20 protein-coding genes are annotated in these 15,584 nt (G+C 61.6%); 19 read left to right on the top strand and 1 reads right to left on the bottom strand.

Annotated features, from left to right (window positions below):
- Positions 1-270: 270 nt before the first annotated feature.
- The gene (locus tag Q6A48_RS10030) at positions 271-696 is read left to right on the top strand and encodes an HIT domain-containing protein (protein WP_304553984.1); all 426 of its coding nucleotides are present in this window, start codon (positions 271-273) and stop codon (positions 694-696) included.
- Between the two features lie 4 nt (positions 697-700).
- The gene (locus Q6A48_RS10025) at positions 701-907 is read left to right on the top strand and encodes a SlyX family protein (protein WP_042728752.1); all 207 of its coding nucleotides are present in this window, start codon (positions 701-703) and stop codon (positions 905-907) included.
- Between the two features lie 70 nt (positions 908-977).
- Here Q6A48_RS10025 and Q6A48_RS10020 read toward each other — a convergent pair whose 3' ends face one another.
- Entirely contained in the window at positions 978-1,583 is a 606-nt protein-coding gene (locus Q6A48_RS10020; protein WP_304553963.1) for a cold-shock protein, read from the bottom strand.
- A gap of 391 nt (positions 1,584-1,974) precedes the next feature.
- Here Q6A48_RS10020 and Q6A48_RS10015 point away from each other — a divergent pair, with 391 nt between their 5' ends.
- The 17 genes from Q6A48_RS10015 to queC all read left to right on the top strand — a co-directional run bounded on the left by Q6A48_RS10015 (position 1,975) and on the right by queC (position 15,573).
- Positions 1,975-2,448, top strand: coding sequence for a Dps family protein (locus Q6A48_RS10015; RefSeq protein WP_304553962.1), 474 nt, complete (start codon positions 1,975-1,977; stop codon positions 2,446-2,448).
- Positions 2,449-2,666: 218 nt separating this feature from the next.
- Positions 2,667-3,011 (top strand): ribbon-helix-helix domain-containing protein, encoded by a 345-nt coding sequence (locus Q6A48_RS10010; RefSeq protein ID WP_304553961.1) that lies wholly within the window; start codon positions 2,667-2,669, stop codon positions 3,009-3,011.
- Positions 3,012-3,154: 143 nt separating this feature from the next.
- On the top strand, positions 3,155-3,376 hold the full coding sequence (locus Q6A48_RS10005; RefSeq protein ID WP_024776474.1) for an FmdB family zinc ribbon protein: 222 nt from the start codon (positions 3,155-3,157) through the stop codon (positions 3,374-3,376).
- Between the two features lie 75 nt (positions 3,377-3,451).
- The gene (gene aspS / locus Q6A48_RS10000) at positions 3,452-5,227 is read left to right on the top strand and encodes an aspartate--tRNA ligase (RefSeq protein ID WP_304553960.1); all 1,776 of its coding nucleotides are present in this window, start codon (positions 3,452-3,454) and stop codon (positions 5,225-5,227) included.
- A gap of 118 nt (positions 5,228-5,345) precedes the next feature.
- Positions 5,346-6,092 (top strand): YebC/PmpR family DNA-binding transcriptional regulator, encoded by a 747-nt coding sequence (locus Q6A48_RS09995; protein WP_018614256.1) that lies wholly within the window; start codon positions 5,346-5,348, stop codon positions 6,090-6,092.
- Between the two features lie 153 nt (positions 6,093-6,245).
- Complete coding sequence (gene ruvC / locus Q6A48_RS09990; protein WP_024776477.1) at positions 6,246-6,770, top strand: crossover junction endodeoxyribonuclease RuvC; 525 nt, start codon at positions 6,246-6,248, stop codon at positions 6,768-6,770.
- Positions 6,771-6,882: 112 nt separating this feature from the next.
- A complete protein-coding gene (gene ruvA / locus Q6A48_RS09985) occupies positions 6,883-7,491 on the top strand; it encodes a Holliday junction branch migration protein RuvA (protein ID WP_042728757.1) in 609 nt (202 codons plus the stop codon).
- Entirely contained in the window at positions 7,492-8,553 is a 1,062-nt protein-coding gene (ruvB, locus tag Q6A48_RS09980; protein WP_304553959.1) for a Holliday junction branch migration DNA helicase RuvB, read from the top strand.
- A gap of 127 nt (positions 8,554-8,680) precedes the next feature.
- Positions 8,681-9,148, top strand: a complete 468-nt coding sequence (ybgC, locus tag Q6A48_RS09975) for a tol-pal system-associated acyl-CoA thioesterase (RefSeq protein ID WP_003205037.1) — start codon at positions 8,681-8,683, stop codon at positions 9,146-9,148.
- Positions 9,138-9,833, top strand: a complete 696-nt coding sequence (tolQ, locus tag Q6A48_RS09970) for a protein TolQ (RefSeq protein WP_042728759.1) — start codon at positions 9,138-9,140, stop codon at positions 9,831-9,833. The genes ybgC and tolQ overlap by 11 nt, the downstream gene beginning before the upstream one ends.
- Before the next feature lie 23 nt (positions 9,834-9,856).
- Positions 9,857-10,309 (top strand): protein TolR, encoded by a 453-nt coding sequence (tolR, locus tag Q6A48_RS09965; RefSeq protein ID WP_161796096.1) that lies wholly within the window; start codon positions 9,857-9,859, stop codon positions 10,307-10,309.
- Positions 10,309-11,370, top strand: a complete 1,062-nt coding sequence (tolA, locus tag Q6A48_RS09960) for a cell envelope integrity protein TolA (protein WP_304553958.1) — start codon at positions 10,309-10,311, stop codon at positions 11,368-11,370. The genes tolR and tolA overlap by 1 nt, the downstream gene beginning before the upstream one ends.
- A 47-nt stretch (positions 11,371-11,417) precedes the next feature.
- A complete protein-coding gene (gene tolB, locus Q6A48_RS09955; RefSeq protein WP_369811681.1) occupies positions 11,418-12,668 on the top strand; it encodes a Tol-Pal system beta propeller repeat protein TolB in 1,251 nt (416 codons plus the stop codon).
- Positions 12,669-12,720: 52 nt separating this feature from the next.
- Positions 12,721-13,218: a peptidoglycan-associated lipoprotein Pal gene (gene pal / locus Q6A48_RS09950; RefSeq protein WP_003178634.1), complete on the top strand. Its 498-nt coding sequence runs from the start codon at positions 12,721-12,723 to the stop codon at positions 13,216-13,218.
- Positions 13,219-13,224: 6 nt separating this feature from the next.
- A complete protein-coding gene (gene ybgF, locus Q6A48_RS09945; RefSeq protein WP_304553926.1) occupies positions 13,225-14,064 on the top strand; it encodes a tol-pal system protein YbgF in 840 nt (279 codons plus the stop codon).
- Between the two features lie 167 nt (positions 14,065-14,231).
- On the top strand, positions 14,232-14,879 hold the full coding sequence (gene queE, locus Q6A48_RS09940) for a 7-carboxy-7-deazaguanine synthase QueE (RefSeq protein ID WP_304553924.1): 648 nt from the start codon (positions 14,232-14,234) through the stop codon (positions 14,877-14,879).
- A gap of 19 nt (positions 14,880-14,898) precedes the next feature.
- Complete coding sequence (queC, locus tag Q6A48_RS09935) at positions 14,899-15,573, top strand: 7-cyano-7-deazaguanine synthase QueC (protein WP_304553983.1); 675 nt, start codon at positions 14,899-14,901, stop codon at positions 15,571-15,573.
- The last annotated feature ends 11 nt before the right edge of the window (positions 15,574-15,584 follow it).

The raw sequence follows: 15,584 nt of genomic DNA, 5'->3' as shown, positions 1-15,584 counted from the left end.
CAAGCTGTACGAAAATCTGACAGCGCGGGCGAGTTTCCCGGGCCCTGGGACGCTGCTGTCGGGCCGAATCAGCGGTGTTGCGCCGAATTGGTGCGAAGGCCGCCTCGTCCATGCCGATTCTGGAACATCCGCCGAAGAAAAAAGAGCAACGATGCCTGAATCGCGAGTGCCTCGTGAACCGCCCGCCGTTCACAGGTATGCTGCCGGTCTGTGTCGACGCTGGCCTGTATGGCTGCCAGCCGGACCCATCAATATCCAGGAGTGCGCACGGTGTTTGCCTTAGATCCACGACTGCAACAAGACACATTGCCGATCGGCGATTTCCCGCTGTGCCGGCTGCTCTTGTCCAACGATTCGAATTACCCGTGGTTCATCCTCGTGCCGCGGCGGGAAAATATCAGCGAATTGTTTCAATTGGATGACACCGACCAGCGGCAACTGTGGAAAGAAACCACAGCGTTGGCCGAGACGCTCAAGGATTCGTTCGATGCCGACAAGCTCAACGTGGCGACCTTGGGTAACGTTGTCAGCCAATTGCACATGCATGTCATCGTGCGCAAACGCGACGATGCCGCCTGGCCGGCGCCAGTCTGGGGCAAACACCCGGCCCGGCCTTATAATGACGAGCAGGTGAGCGCCATTCGCGAACGCTTGCGCATGGCGTTGACCGATGATTTCAAGTTTCTGGAGGGTTGAAACCATGAACCTTGAAGACCGTGTCACCGATCTGGAAAGCCGCCTGGCGTTTCAGGATGACACCATCCAGGCATTGAACGATGTGCTGGTGGAACAACAGCGCGTGGTCGAGCGTTTGCAGCTACAGATGGCAGCCCTGCTCAAGCGCCAGGAAGAAATGGCCGGGCAATTCGAGTCTTTCGAAGAAGAGGCGCCGCCTCCGCATTACTGACCGGCAGCGTTTGCCAGGCCAAAAAAAACCGCGAGCAGCCAGGCTGCATCGCGGTTTTTTTACGGCCGGATCAGCGGCGCGGCAGCGCGGCGATCACGTCTTCGGCCTGCAGGCCTTTGTCACGGTTCATCACGGAGAATTCCACGCGTTGGCCTTCCACCAGGACGCGATGGCCTTCGCCCCGGATAGCCCGGAAGTGCACGAAGATGTCATCGCCGGAATCCCGGGAAATGAAGCCGAAGCCCTTGGACGTGTTGAACCACTTCACGGTACCGGTATCGCGGTTGGACATGTCGTAGTTTTGTGGTGCCGCAGCGGGCGACGACTTCTTGTAGAAGCTGACACCCAGGTGCACGGCCACGGCCAGCAATGCGCTGGCAAGGCTGTACGCAATGGCCGGTTGGCCGGCGATTTCCGGCATGGGGGCCAGCAGCGCCAGGGTTTGCAGGGCGACAGCCAGTACCAGCAGGACGCTGACGAGGTTTTGCAGTTGGTGACGTGGACCTTTGTTCCAGTTAGGAATAACGGGCGCGAGGGTCAGGTTGAGAAGGCCGAAAAAGGCCAGGTACAGTGCATCGGGGTGTTGCAGGTAAGGTGTGGCTTCGGAACCCAGGCTAGGGATGAAGGACAGCAGCAAGGCAGCTGCGCCCATTAGCAAGTGGACGATTTTCAACATTTTAATTGGCTCACGGTTAAGACAGATCACAAGGAAGAGCTGGTCGAGGGCGGTTCGCTTCGGAAAAATGGAGAGGCGTTGGACACGTACCCGAATCAGCCTATGCGCCGCGCCCGGGAAAATAGGCGTAGCGACACACTGTCTATTTAACAGTAAAGCCTGTGCCTTCTCAAACTCGTTGCGGGCCCGTGCCGCGCTGTTCGTCGGCCAGGAACCCGGTGGTGCCTGCGGCTTGGCGAGGCGCGTTGAATTCGCACGGGGGTCGGAACCGTCCGGCGTCCTGGCTTGTCGGTTCAGGTGGGCTGGCGATCTGTCGCAGGCTGCCGGCGGCAAAAACCACTACAGTGGAGGGGCCGCTGTCTCATTCATCACCGTCAGGAGATCAATCAACATGGCCATTGATATCGGTATCAGTGAAGAAGACCGCAAGTCCATCGTCGACGGGCTTTCGCGCCTGCTCTCGGACACTTATGTGTTGTACCTCAAGACCCACAATTTCCACTGGAACGTCACGGGGCCGATGTTTCGCACCCTGCACCTGATGTTCGAGGAGCAATACAACGAGCTGGCGCTGGCGGTGGACCTGATCGCCGAGCGCATTCGTGCCCTCGGTTTCCCGGCCCCGGGCGCCTACTCGGTGTATGCGCGCCTGTCTTCCATCAAGGAAGAAGAGGGCGTGCCAGGCGCCGAGGACATGATCCGGCAACTGGTGGAGGGCCAGGAGGCGGTGACGCGTACCGCCCGCGGCATTTTTCCGCTGCTGGACAAGGTCAGCGACGAGCCCACCGCCGACCTGCTGACCCAGCGCATGCAGGTTCACGAAAAGACCGCGTGGATGTTGCGCTCGCTGCTGGAAAATAAGTAAGCCGGGCAGGGGCCGCAGCGCCTGCTCCCTGTGGGCACGGCGCCAGGATCTGTAGGCAGCGGGTAGGACGGCGTAACTCGTCGCCTGCCGGCTGTCGGCTTGTCCTACATCGATGGCCATAAAGTCGTCTGGATCTGCCGCTGCCGTTGAGCTTCCATAGGCGCCACAGGTGGGTTGTTCCACCTGACAGGTTCGTATGGCAAAGGAGTGTCAACGGTATGATTCAAGGAAAAGAACCCGGCGAGGGTTTGCGTGGGCGTGGTCAGTCCATCCAGGTCGATCCGTTCGTCCGGGGCTTCGACATGCAGCTGGCCAGGCCGTGGGCCCGGTCCATCCGCCTCAATGGCTTCGCCACCTGCCTGCGGCTGGAGCAGGTCTATTGGGATATCCTCGCCGACATGGCCCGGCTCAACCGCTGTTCCATCAGCACCTTGCTGTCCCATGTGGACCGGGAAGTGCACCTGCGCCATGGCGGCGTGCGCAATTTCAGTGGCCTGGTGCGCGTGGTCTGTGTGGTGCACAGCCTGAAGGAAACCGGGCAGGAGGCGGTCGGACCTCACTGACACGCCCGGCACTTACGCTTGAAACCGGCCGGGAGCGGCCTGTGCGGTCTTACGGCTGCACAGGCCGCATTTAATGGATATAATCTCGCCCTTTGCCGCAAAGCCCGCCTTTGCGCGAGTAACCTGATCGCCGAGACAACCCCATGCCGATGTACGACTATCAATGTGCTTCCTGTGGTCATCAGATGGAAGCCATTCAAAAGATCAGCGAGGCACCGCTGGTCGACTGCCCTGCATGCCAGGCGCCAGAACTGAAAAAGATGCTTTCCATGCCTGGTTTCCGCCTCGGCGGCACCGGCTGGTATGAAACCGACTTCAAGACCGGCGCCAAGAAGAACCTGGCCGGTGGCGACAAAGCAGATTGAGTTGAACACGCGCGAGTTCTTGCACGGGCAGGGCCTCCAACCGAATGTCGAATTACGAGAAGTGAAACCACTACCATGATGCGCAGCCATTATTGCGGCCAACTGAACGAAAGCCTGGAAGGTCAGGAAGTTACTCTTTGCGGATGGGTCCATCGTCGCCGTGACCATGGCGGGGTGATTTTCCTCGATATCCGTGATCGTGAAGGCCTGGCCCAGGTGGTGTTCGATCCGGACCGCGCTGAAACCTTCGCCACCGCCGACCGCGTGCGCAGCGAATACGTCGTCAAGATCACCGGCAAGGTACGCTTGCGTCCGGCCGGCGCCGGCAACGCCAACATGGCTTCCGGCATGATCGAAGTGCTGGGCCATGAGCTGGAAGTGCTCAACGAGGCGGAAACCCCGCCGTTCCCGCTCAACGAATTTTCCGACGTGGGCGAAGAAACCCGCCTGCGCTATCGCTTCATCGACCTGCGTCGTCCGGAAATGGCCGAGAAGCTGCGCCTGCGTTCGCGCATGACCACCAGCATCCGTCGCTACCTGGACGAGAACGGCTTCCTCGACGTCGAGACGCCGATCCTGACCCGCGCAACGCCGGAAGGCGCCCGCGACTACCTGGTGCCGAGCCGTACCCACCCCGGCAGCTTCTTTGCCTTGCCGCAATCGCCGCAGCTGTTCAAGCAACTGCTGATGGTGGCCGGCTTCGACCGCTACTACCAGATCGCCAAGTGCTTCCGCGACGAAGACCTGCGTGCCGACCGTCAGCCTGAGTTCACCCAGATCGACATCGAGACCAGCTTCCTCGACGAAAAAGACATCATGGGCCTGACCGAGGGCATGATCCGCAACCTGTTCCAGGAAGTACTGGGCCTGGAGTTCGGTGACTTCCCGCACATGACCTGGGACGAGGCCATGCGCCGCTACGGTTCCGACAAGCCGGACCTGCGCATTCCGCTGGAACTGGTGGACGTGGCCGACCAGCTCAAGGACGTCGAATTCAAGGTCTTCAGCGGTCCGGCCAACGATCCGAAGTGCCGTGTCGCGGCCCTGCGCGTCCCGGGTGCGGCGAGCATGCCGCGCAGCAAGATCGACGACTACACCAAGTTCGTCGGCATCTACGGTGCCAAGGGCTTGGCGTACATCAAGGTCAACGAGCGCGCCAAAGGCGTCGAGGGCCTGCAATCGCCAATCGTCAAGAACATCCCCGAGGCCAACCTGAACGTGATCCTCGATCGCGTCGGCGCGGTCGATGGCGACATCGTGTTCTTCGGCGCCGACAAGGCCAAGATCGTCAGCGAAGCCCTGGGCGCGTTGCGGATCAAGGTCGGTCACGATCTCGAGCTGCTGACCTGCGAATGGGCGCCGCTGTGGGTCGTCGACTTCCCGATGTTCGAAGAAAACGACGACGGCAGCTTCACCGCCCTGCATCACCCGTTCACCGCGCCGAAGTGCACGCCGCAAGAGCTGGAGGCCAACCCGGCCACCGCGTTGTCGCGTGCCTACGATATGGTCCTGAACGGCACCGAGCTGGGTGGCGGTTCGATCCGTATCCACCGCAAGGAAATGCAACAGGCGGTGTTCCGCCTGCTGGGCATCGACGAAGCGGAACAGGAAGAGAAATTCGGCTTCCTGCTCGACGCCCTGAAGTTCGGCGCACCGCCCCACGGTGGCCTGGCCTTTGGCCTGGACCGCCTGGTGATGCTGATGACCGGCGCCCAGTCGATTCGTGAAGTGATCGCATTCCCGAAAACCCAGAGCGCGGCCGATGTCATGACCCAGGCCCCGGGTGTGGTGGATGCCAAGGCGCTGCGCGAGCTGCACATCCGTCTGCGTGAACAGCCAAAGGCTGAGTAAGGCTGACACCTGAAGGCGCATCTTCGGATGCGCCTTTTCGTTGGTGTCGATATTTCTGCTTGCCTGCCCCTGCGCCAGTGCGGGGCGGGCAACGTTTCAAGAAAAACCGGAGCGAGTTATGGCAGGTCATTCCAAGTGGGCGAACATCAAGCACCGCAAAGAACGTCAGGATGCCAAGAGGGGCAAGATCTTCACCAAGTGGATCCGTGAACTGACGGTCGCGGCCCGCCAGGGCGGCGGCGATCCGGGTTCCAACCCGCGCCTGCGCCTGGCCCTGGACAAGGCGCTGGGCGCCAACATGAGCCGCGACATCATCGACCGGGCCATCGCCCGTGGCGCGGGTGCGACCGAGGCTGACAACGTCGAAGAACTGACCTACGAAGGTTATGGCCCGGGCGGCGTGGCGGTCATGGTCGAATGCATGACCGACAACCGCAACCGTACCGCGGCGGCCGTGCGTCACGCCTTCAGCAAGTGCGGCGGCAACCTGGGCACCGATGGTTCGGTGGCCTACCTGTTCGAGCGCAAGGGGCAGATCAGCTTCGCGCCGGGCCTCGATGAAGACGCCTTGACCGAAGCCGCCCTGGAGGCCGACGCCGACGATGTGGTCAGCCACGAGGACGGCTCGTTCGACGTGTTCACCTCGTTCGCCAGCTTCTATGCCGTGCGCAACGCCCTGGAAGCGGCCGGGTTCAAGCCGGCCGACGCGGAGATCGTCATGCAGCCGACCACCAGTGCCGAACTGGACCTGGAAGGCGCCGAGAAAGTGCTCAAGCTGATCGACATGCTCGAGGACCTGGATGACGTGCAGAACGTCTACTCTAACGCCGATATCCCGGAGTCGGTGGCTGAGCAGCTCGGTTGATATTCATTTATCCAGCAGCATGAGTACCAAGGTGGGAGCGGGCTTGCTCGCGAATGCGCTGCATCAGTCGACACTTATGTCGGAAGTGACGGCCTCTTCGCGAGCAAGCCCGCTCCCACAGGTCCAGGCAATCCTCTTCAAACCGCAGGCGTTATGACTTTAATCCTTGGTATCGACCCCGGTTCGCGCATCACCGGCTACGGCGTGGTTCGTGATACCGGGCGCGGCTGCGTGTACGTGGCGTCCGGTTGTATCCGCACCGGGGCCGGTGAGTTGCACGAGCGCCTGCAGATCGTCTATCGCGGCGTGAGAGAGGTGATCCAGACCTACGGCCCGGTCACCATGGGCATCGAGAAAGTGTTCATGGCGCGCAACGCCGATTCGGCGCTGAAGCTGGGCCAGGCCCGGGGCGCGGCCATCGTCGCCGGGGCCGAGGAAAGCCTGGAGATCGCCGAGTACACCGCCACCCAGGTCAAGCAGGCGGTCGTCGGGACGGGCGCGGCGAACAAGGAGCAGGTGCAGATGATGGTGATGCACCTGCTGAAGCTGGTCAGCAAGCCGCAGATCGACGCCTCCGACGCCCTGGCGATCGCCATTTGCCATGCGCATACCCGTTCCAGCCTGTTGCCCCATGGCCTGGGGACCGCACGCAGTCGTGGCGGGCGCCTGCGTCTCTGATAGCATCAGCGCACTCATTCGTGAGCCCGGGTGGGGTGTGCCGTGTCGTCGGCCCTCATGCCGGGCCGTTATTCGCCAGCCCACGGCTGGCCAACGCCCAAGGATCTGAAACGTGATTGGACGCTTGCGCGGCACCCTGGCTGAAAAACAGCCGCCGCACCTGATTCTGGATGTCAACGGGCTGGGCTATGAGCTGGAAGTGCCCATGACCACGCTGTACCGCCTGCCGTCGGTCGGCGAGCCGCTGACGCTGCACACCCACTTGGTCGTGCGCGAGGATGCGCAGTTACTCTATGGCTTCATTGGCAAGCGCGAGCGGGACTTCTTCCGTGAACTGATCCGCCTCAATGGCGTCGGCCCGAAGCTGGCGCTGGCCTTGATGTCGAGCCTGGAAGTCGACGAGCTGGTGCGTTGCGTGCAGTCCCAGGACACCTCGGCCCTGACCAAGGTGCCCGGGGTGGGCAAGAAGACCGCCGAGCGCCTGCTGGTCGAGCTCAAGGACCGCTTCAAGGCCTGGGAGACGGTGCCGGCCATGTTCGCGCTGGTGCCGAACCAGCCGGACGCGCCGGCACCGGCGGTCAGCGCCGAGAACGATGCGGTCACCGCGCTGATTTCCCTGGGCTACAAGCCACAGGAAGCCAGCAAGGCGATTTCCGCCATCAAGGAAAAAGGCCTGAGCACTGAAGACATGATTCGCCGTGCCCTGAAGGGAATGATCTAAGTGATAGAAGCTGACCGTCTGATCGCCGCCACGGGCGCGCCCCGTGACCGCGAGGAAATCCAGGACCGCGCGATTCGTCCTGTCAGCCTGGCCGACTACATCGGCCAACCGACCGTGCGCGAGCAGATGGAACTGTTCATCCAGGCGGCCCGCGGGCGCAGCGAGTCACTGGACCACACCTTGATCTTCGGCCCGCCGGGCCTGGGCAAGACCACCCTGGCCAACATCATCGCCCAGGAAATGGGCGTGTCGATCAAAAGCACCTCGGGGCCGGTCCTCGAACGGCCAGGCGACCTGGCGGCGTTGCTGACCAATCTTGAACCCCATGACGTGTTGTTCATCGACGAAATCCACCGGCTGTCGCCGATCGTCGAGGAAGTGCTGTACCCGGCCATGGAAGATTTCCAGCTCGACATCATGATCGGCGAAGGGCCGGCGGCGCGCTCCATCAAGCTGGACCTGCCACCGTTCACCCTGGTGGGCGCGACCACCCGGGCCGGCATGCTGACCAACCCGCTGCGGGACCGCTTCGGTATCGTCCAGCGCCTGGAGTTCTACAGCAACGCCGACCTGGCGACGATTGTCAGCCGTTCGGCGGGCATCCTCGGATTGCCGCTGGACCCGGACGGCGCGTATGAAGTCGCCCGGCGGGCCCGTGGGACACCGCGGATCGCCAATCGATTGCTGCGTCGGGTCCGGGACTTTGCCGAAGTCCGGGCCAAGGGCCACATCACCAAGCCGATCGCCGACCTGGCGTTGAACCTGCTGGACATCGACGAACGGGGGTTCGACCACCAGGACCGGCGCCTGCTGCTGACCATGATCGAGAAATTCGACGGTGGCCCGGTGGGTGTCGACAGCCTGGCGGCGGCCATCAGCGAAGAGCGCCACACCATCGAGGATGTGCTGGAGCCGTACTTGATCCAGCAGGGCTACATCATGCGGACCCCCCGCGGGCGCGTGGTGACGCGCCATGCCTACCTGCACTTCGGCTTAAACATCCCGACACGAATGGGCGACATGCCGGTGGTAGACGAATTTCTCGATGCCGTGGACGATTGAACACGCTCGATAAGCTGACTTTTTTCAGGTTCGTGCTGTCCCAGACGACGCCTGGAGCGTCAATGCATTCGAGATTGAAAAAACAGTTGCCTGGCCGATTGGCAACCTGAGGAGTAAGCACTAGAGTATGCGCGCGCAAAACGGGCTGGAGTCGTTCGCACATCGCTGTCGCGTTTATTACGAGGACACCGATGCCGGCGGCATCGTTTACTACGTCAATTACCTCAAGTTTATGGAACGGGCTCGAACCGAACGGCTGCGGGAACTGGGTTTCGCCCAATCCGCGCTGGCAGGGGAGGACCTGTTATTCGTCGTGCATTCCAGCGAAGCGCGCTACCACGCGCCGGCGCGACTGGACGACGAGCTGGTGGTAAGTGCCGATGTCATCGAGTTGAACCGTGTCAGCCTGCGCTTCAAGCAGCAGGTCAGGCGGGCTACGGATAATGTGCTGCTCTGTGAAGGGCAGTTCCTGGTGGCCTGTGTGCGCACCCATAGTTTGAAACCCCGGGCCATTCCCGAAGCTCTACGCGCGGCCTTTGCCGGCGTGAGCGGCGCGGGTACACACTCAGAGCAGGAGATAAAGCGTGGAAGCTAACGTCGTCGACCATACCTCCATGTGGAGCCTGGTCAGCAATGCCAGCGTCGTGGTGCAACTGGTAATGCTGACCCTGGTAGCCGCATCGGTGACCTCATGGATCATGATTTTTCAGCGCAGCAACCTGCTGCGCGCCGGTCGCCGAGCCCTGGAGAGCTTTGAAGAGCGCTTCTGGTCGGGCATCGACCTGTCCAAGCTGTACCGCCAGGCGGGCAGCAACCCGGACCCGGATTCGGGCGTCGAGCAGATCTTCCGCGCCGGCTTCAAGGAATTCTCCCGTTTGCGCCAGCAGCCGGGCGTCGACCCTGAAGCGGTGATGGAGGGCGTGGCCCGGGCCATGCGCGTGGCCATTTCCCGCGAGGAAGAGAAGCTCGAGCAGAGCCTGCCGTTCCTGGCCACCGTCGGTTCGGTCAGCCCGTACATCGGCTTGTTCGGTACCGTGTGGGGGATCATGAACTCGTTCCGCGGCCTGGCTTCGGCCCAGCAAGCGACCCTGGCCACCGTGGCCCCGGGCATCGCCGAGGCCCTGGTCGCCACCGCCATTGGCCTGTTCGCGGCCATCCCCGCCGTCATTGCCTACAACCGCTTCGCTGCCCGCAGCGAAACGCTGATCGGCCGCTACTACACCTTCGCCGATGAGTTCCAGGCGATCCTGCACCGCAAAGTGCACACCAGCGAAGAATAAGCAGGTATTTCCCGATGGCTTTAATCGCTCGAGCCCGAAACAAGCGCAAGCCGGTTGCCGAGATGAACGTGGTGCCCTACATCGACGTGATGCTGGTGCTGCTGGTCATCTTCATGGTGACCGCGCCGATGCTCAACCAGGGCGTGAAGGTTGATCTGCCCAAGGTTTCCAGCGAAGCCTTGCCGCAGGACAACAACACCCAGGTACTGACCATTTCGATCAAGGCTGACAAGACCTACTACTGGAACCTTGGCAGCGAAGTCGACACCGAGAAGCAGCAGGACCGGGCCATGACCCTGCCGCAGATGACCGATGCGGTGACCAAGATCATTCGTGTCGGCAATGACGCCGGCAAGCGTACGCAGGTCTTCATTCGCGGCGACAAGACCGTCGACTACGGGGCCGTGATGGGCGCCATGGGCGGTCTGCAGAAAGCCGGGGTCGGTAATGTTGGCTTGATCACCGAGGCCCCCTGATGCAGCAACAGCGAGAGCCGTCCGCCTCGGAAAGCTACTTCTGGCCCACTGTCCTGGCTGTCGGCCTGCATGTGCTGGTGTTCGGCATGCTGTTCGTCAGCTTTGCCATGACGCCGGAGCTGCCGCCGGCCAAGCCGATCGTGCAGGCGACGTTGTACCAGCTCAAGTCGAAGAGCCAGGCCACCACCCAGACCAACCAGAAGCTTGCGGGCGAGGCGAAGAAATCCGCCGCGCGCCAGACCGAAGTCGAGCAGATGGAGCAGAAGAAGGTCGAGCAGGAAGCGATAAAGGCCGCGGAACAAAAGAAAGAGGAAGCGGCTCAAAAGGCCGAGGAAGCCAAGAAGGCCGATGAGGCGAAGAAGGCGGACGAGGCTAAGAAGGCCGACGAGGCGAAGAAAGCCGCCGAGGCCAAGAAGGCAGAAGAGAAACAATTGGCTGATATAGCCAAGAAAAAGGCCGAGGAAGAAGCCAAGAAAGCCGCCGAAGAAGAGGCCAAGAAAGCGGCCGCTGAAGAAGCCAAGAAAAAGATCGTCGAGGACGCGAAGAAGAAAGCGGCCGAAGACGCCAAGAAGAAAGCCGAGGCTGAAGAGGCGAAGAAAAAGGTCGCCGAGGAAGCGAAGAAGAAAGCCGCCGCCGACGCCGCCAAGAAAAAGGCCCAGGACGCAGCGCGCAAATCCGCTGAAGACAAGAAGGCCCAGGCCTTGGCGGACCTGCTTTCCGACAAGCCGGAGCGCCAGCAGGCCTTGGCCGACGAGCAGGGCGATGAAGTCGCCGGCAGTTTCGACGATCTGATTCGTGCCCGGGCGGCAGAAGGTTGGGCCCGTCCACCTTCGGCGCGCAAAGGCATGACGGTAGTATTGCAAATCGGCATGTTGCCCGACGGTACGGTTACCTCGGTCAGCGTCGCCAAGTCCAGCGGTGACGGTCCGTTCGACGCTTCGGCGGTCGCGGCGGTCAAGAACATTGGACGACTGACGGAAATGCAAGGAATGAAACCGAGCGACTTTGCTCCCTATCGTTCGTTCAAGATGACATTCACACCTGAGGATCTAGCCTTGTGAGAAACATTCTTCGATCAATGCTTGTCGTTATCTGCTGCCTGGCAGGGATGGCGGTAGCAGAGGAAAAGAACATTCTGGTCACCAGCGGCAGCGACCGGGCGACCCCGATCGCCGTCGTACCGTTCGGCTGGCAGGGCGGTAGCGTCCTGCCGGACGACATGGCGGAAATCATCGGCAATGACCTGCGCAACTCGGGTTACTACGCGCCGATTCCGAAGCAGAACATGATCAGCCTGCCGACCCAGGCCAGCGAAATCATCTACCGTGACTGGAAGGCCCTGGGCGCCCAGTACATCATGGTCGGCAGCATTGTCCCGGCTGGCGGTCGCCTGCAGGTGCAGTACGCCCTGTTCAACGTCGCCACCGAGCAGCAAGTGCTGACCGGCAGCGTCTCGGGTGGCGTCGACCAGTTGCGCGACATGGCGCACTACATCGCCGACCAGTCGTTCGAGAAACTCACCGGCATCAAGGGCGCGTTCTCCACTCGCATGCTCTACGTGACCGCCGAGCGCTTCTCCGAAAACAATACCCGCTACACCCTGCAGCGCTCCGACTATGACGGCGCCCGCGCGGTGACCCTGCTGCAATCTCGCGAGCCGATCCTGTCGCCGCGTTTCGCCCCCGATGGCAAGCGCATCGCCTACGTTTCGTTCGAGCAGAAGCGTCCCCGGATCTTCGTGCAGCACATCGACACCGGTCGCCGTGAGCAGATCACCAACTTCGAAGGCCTGAACGGCGCGCCTTCCTGGTCGCCGGACGGTTCGCGCCTGGCGTTCGTGCTGTCCAAGGACGGCAACCCGGACATCTACGTGATGAACCTGGCTTCGCGCTCGATCTCCCGCGTCACCAATGGCCCGGGCATCAACACCGAACCGTTCTGGGGCAAGGATGGCTCGACCATCTACTTCACCTCCGACCGCGGTGGCAAGCCTCAGATCTACAAGACCAGTGCCGGTGGCGGCGGTGCCGAACGCGTGACGTTCGTGGGTAACTACAACGCCAACCCTAAACTGTCGGCGGATGAAAAGACCCTGGTGATGATCCATCGCCAGGACGGTTTCACCAATTTCAAGGTGGCGGCCCAGGATTTGCAGCGCGGTAGCGTAAAAATCCTCACTGATAGCACTCTGGACGAGTCACCTACTGTTGCGCCCAACGGCACCATGGTAATCTACGCCACCCGCCAGCAGGGCCGGGGAGTCTTGATGCTCGTGTCCATTAATGGACGCGTGAGGCTCCCGCTTCCTACCGCACAAGGCGAAGTCAGAGAACCGTCCTGGTCCCCTTACCTGAACTGACGCGGCGCAATACGTTTTACTTAACACACTGGGGTTCATTAGGAGTTTCACGATGGAAATGCTGAAGTTTGGTAAATTTGCTGCGCTGGCTCTGGCCATGGCTGTAGCTGTAGGTTGCTCGTCCAAAGGCGGCGACAACGCCGGTGAAGGCGCTGTTGATCCAAACGCTGGTTACGGCGCTAACACTGGTGCTGTTGATGGCTCCTTGAGCGAAGAAGCTGCTCTGCGCGCAATCACCACCTTCTACTTCGAATACGACAGCTCGGACCTGAAGCCAGAAGCCATGCGCGCTCTGGACGTTCACGCCAAGGACCTGAAAGCCAACGGCGCTCGCGTTGTTCTGGAAGGCAACACCGACGAACGTGGTACTCGTGAGTACAACATGGCACTGGGCGAGCGTCGTGCGAAAGCCGTTCAGCGCTACCTGGTACTGCAAGGTGTTTCCCCAGCTCAGCTGGAACTGGTTTCCTACGGCGAAGAGCGTCCAGTTGCTACCGGCAACGACGAGCAGTCCTGGGCTCAAAACCGTCGCGTCGAACTGCGTAAGTAATTCGTCATGCGAACGTGCCGTCGTGCTGTAACTGTTCTGGCTCTCAGCCTCGCGCCGCTTGCGGCGTGGGCTGCGGTTCCTGTGGTCGATAACGATGCCGGCTATAGCAATAGCGGGAGCAGTTATCCGCCTGCAGGTTACGGTACGAACGGCGCCTATGCCGGGGGAGGGGTTTCGGCCCCTGTCTCGGCACAGGGCGAGCTGTTCAACCAGCTCCAGCAAATGCAGGATCAGCTGTCGCGCCAGCAAGGCGTGATCGAAGTTCTGCAGAATGATATTTCGCGCATGAAGCAGGAAAACCTGGAGCGTTACCAGGATCTTGATCGGCGCATAGGAACCGGCGTTGCACCTGCCGCGACTCCTGAGAATTCTCCTGCCGGAGGCGACTTGAACGCCCCCGGCGCAGCCGCAGGCGCTGGTGCGGGGGCGGCTGCTCCCGCCGCACCGGCCGCCGGTGGCGAACCGGCTGATCCGGCGAAGGAAAAGCTCTACTACGACGCTGCCTTCGACCTGATCAAGGCCAAGGATTTCGACAAGGCCAGCCAGGCCTTCGCCGCTTTCCTGCGCAAGTACCCCAACAGCCAGTACGCGGGCAATGCCCAATACTGGCTGGGCGAGGTGAACCTGGCCAAAGGCGACCTGCAAGGCGCTGGTCAGGCGTTCGCCAAGGTCTCCCAGCTGTATCCCAAGCACGCCAAGGTGCCGGATTCGCTGTACAAGCTGGCTGACGTAGAGCGCCGCCTTGGTCACACCGACAAGGTCAAGGGCATCCTGCAACAGGTGGTGGCCCAGTACCCGGGTACCTCCGCCGCCCAATTGGCCCAGCGCGATCTTCAGCGCATGTAGGGCGGTTTGACCCCGTATTGAAGAAACCCGCGCTTGTCGCGGGTTTTTTCGTTAGAATTCACGCCCTTTTTATGAAACACGCTTCTTGGGATCTACGCGTTGGCGGGGTTGCTTGAAGTGCCTGACGGAGGCGGGCAGCCTGTTCAGCTGTTACGCCCGTGGCGACTATGCAAGACACATTGAGAATCACCGAAGTCTTTTACTCGTTACAGGGTGAAACGCGAACGGCCGGGCTGCCCACGGTATTTGTGCGCCTCACCGGTTGTCCGTTGCGTTGCCAATACTGTGACAGCGCCTACGCGTTCAGCGGCGGCACCTTGCGCACCCTCGACGATATCCTTGAACAAGTGGCCGGCTATCGTCCGCGCTATGTTTGTGTCACGGGCGGCGAGCCTTTGGCGCAACCCAATGCCATTCCCTTGCTCCAGCGCTTGTGCGATGCCGGCTACGAGGTCTCGTTGGAGACCAGTGGTGCCCTGGATATCTCGGCCGTCGATCCCCGTGTCAGCCGCGTCGTGGACCTGAAGACCCCAGGGTCCAAGGAAGTCCATCGCAACCGTTACGAAAATATCGAACTGCTGACGCCCAACGATCAGGTCAAGTTCGTGATCTGCTCTCGGGAAGATTACGACTGGGCCGTGTCCAAGCTGATCCAGTACCGGCTCGACCAGCGGGCCGGCGAGGTCCTGGTGTCGCCCAGTCACCATGACCTGAATGCCCGGGAACTGGCGGACTGGGTGGTGGCGGATAACCTGCCGGTGCGCCTGCAGTTGCAGTTGCACAAATATCTTTGGAACGACGAGCCGGGGCGCTGAGATGACTGAACAGACCAACATTGCAGAAAAACGAGCGGTCATCCTGTTGTCCGGCGGCCTGGACTCGGCGACAGTCGTGGCCATGGCCCGTGCTGAAGGTTACCGCTGCTACACCATGAGTTTCGACTACGGCCAGCGCCATCGCGCCGAGCTCCAGGCCGCCGAGCGGGTCGCCCGGGACTTGGGCGTGGTGGAACACAAGGTGATCGGCCTGAACCTCAACGGTATTGGCGGTTCGGCCCTGACCGACAGCTCCATCGACGTGCCCGAGGCGCCGAGCGAAGGGATTCCGGTGACCTATGTGCCGGCACGCAACACGGTATTCCTGTCGCTGGCCTTGGGGTGGGCCGAAGTGCTGGGCGCCCGTGACATCTTCATTGGCGTCAATGCGGTGGACTATTCCGGCTACCCTGATTGCCGGCCGGAGTTCGTCGAGGCGTTCGAGCGCATGGCCAACCTGGCGACCAAGGCTGGCGTGGAAGGGCAGGGTTTCCGCATCCAGGCGCCCTTGCAGAACCTGAGCAAGGCCGACATCGTCAAGGCCGGTGTACGGTTGGGCGTGGACTACGGACTGACCGTTTCCTGCTACCAGGCAGACGATCAGGGCCGTGCCTGCGGCAAATGCGACAGCTGCCGCCTGCGTGCGGAAGGCTTCGCAGCGGCGGGCGTCAGCGATCCAACACCTTATTTTTGATTTATTTAAAA

This window comes from Pseudomonas citrullilanati (assembly GCF_030580855.1).
Taxonomy (GTDB): domain Bacteria; phylum Pseudomonadota; class Gammaproteobacteria; order Pseudomonadales; family Pseudomonadaceae; genus Aquipseudomonas; species Aquipseudomonas citrulli.
This window is presented reverse-complemented; position numbering and strand designations above follow the sequence as displayed.

What these genes read in the sequence shown, in the direction of transcription:
- Q6A48_RS10005 (WP_024776474.1), top strand. Translation starts at nt 3,155, where the DNA reads ATGCCGATGTACGACTATCAATGTGCTTCCTGTGGTCATCAGATGGAA.
- pal (WP_003178634.1), top strand. Translation starts at nt 12,721, where the DNA reads ATGGAAATGCTGAAGTTTGGTAAATTTGCTGCGCTGGCTCTGGCCATG.
- Q6A48_RS10010 (WP_304553961.1), top strand. Translation starts at nt 2,667, where the DNA reads ATGATTCAAGGAAAAGAACCCGGCGAGGGTTTGCGTGGGCGTGGTCAG.
- Q6A48_RS10020 (WP_304553963.1), bottom strand. Translation starts at nt 1,583, where the DNA reads ATGTTGAAAATCGTCCACTTGCTAATGGGCGCAGCTGCCTTGCTGCTG.
- Q6A48_RS10025 (WP_042728752.1), top strand. Translation starts at nt 701, where the DNA reads ATGAACCTTGAAGACCGTGTCACCGATCTGGAAAGCCGCCTGGCGTTT.
- queE (WP_304553924.1), top strand. Translation starts at nt 14,232, where the DNA reads ATGCAAGACACATTGAGAATCACCGAAGTCTTTTACTCGTTACAGGGT.
- Q6A48_RS10015 (WP_304553962.1), top strand. Translation starts at nt 1,975, where the DNA reads ATGGCCATTGATATCGGTATCAGTGAAGAAGACCGCAAGTCCATCGTC.
- Q6A48_RS09995 (WP_018614256.1), top strand. Translation starts at nt 5,346, where the DNA reads ATGGCAGGTCATTCCAAGTGGGCGAACATCAAGCACCGCAAAGAACGT.
- aspS (WP_304553960.1), top strand. Translation starts at nt 3,452, where the DNA reads ATGATGCGCAGCCATTATTGCGGCCAACTGAACGAAAGCCTGGAAGGT.
- ybgC (WP_003205037.1), top strand. Translation starts at nt 8,681, where the DNA reads ATGCGCGCGCAAAACGGGCTGGAGTCGTTCGCACATCGCTGTCGCGTT.
- tolA (WP_304553958.1), top strand. Translation starts at nt 10,309, where the DNA reads ATGCAGCAACAGCGAGAGCCGTCCGCCTCGGAAAGCTACTTCTGGCCC.
- ybgF (WP_304553926.1), top strand. Translation starts at nt 13,225, where the DNA reads ATGCGAACGTGCCGTCGTGCTGTAACTGTTCTGGCTCTCAGCCTCGCG.
- tolB (WP_369811681.1), top strand. Translation starts at nt 11,418, where the DNA reads ATGGCGGTAGCAGAGGAAAAGAACATTCTGGTCACCAGCGGCAGCGAC.
- ruvC (WP_024776477.1), top strand. Translation starts at nt 6,246, where the DNA reads ATGACTTTAATCCTTGGTATCGACCCCGGTTCGCGCATCACCGGCTAC.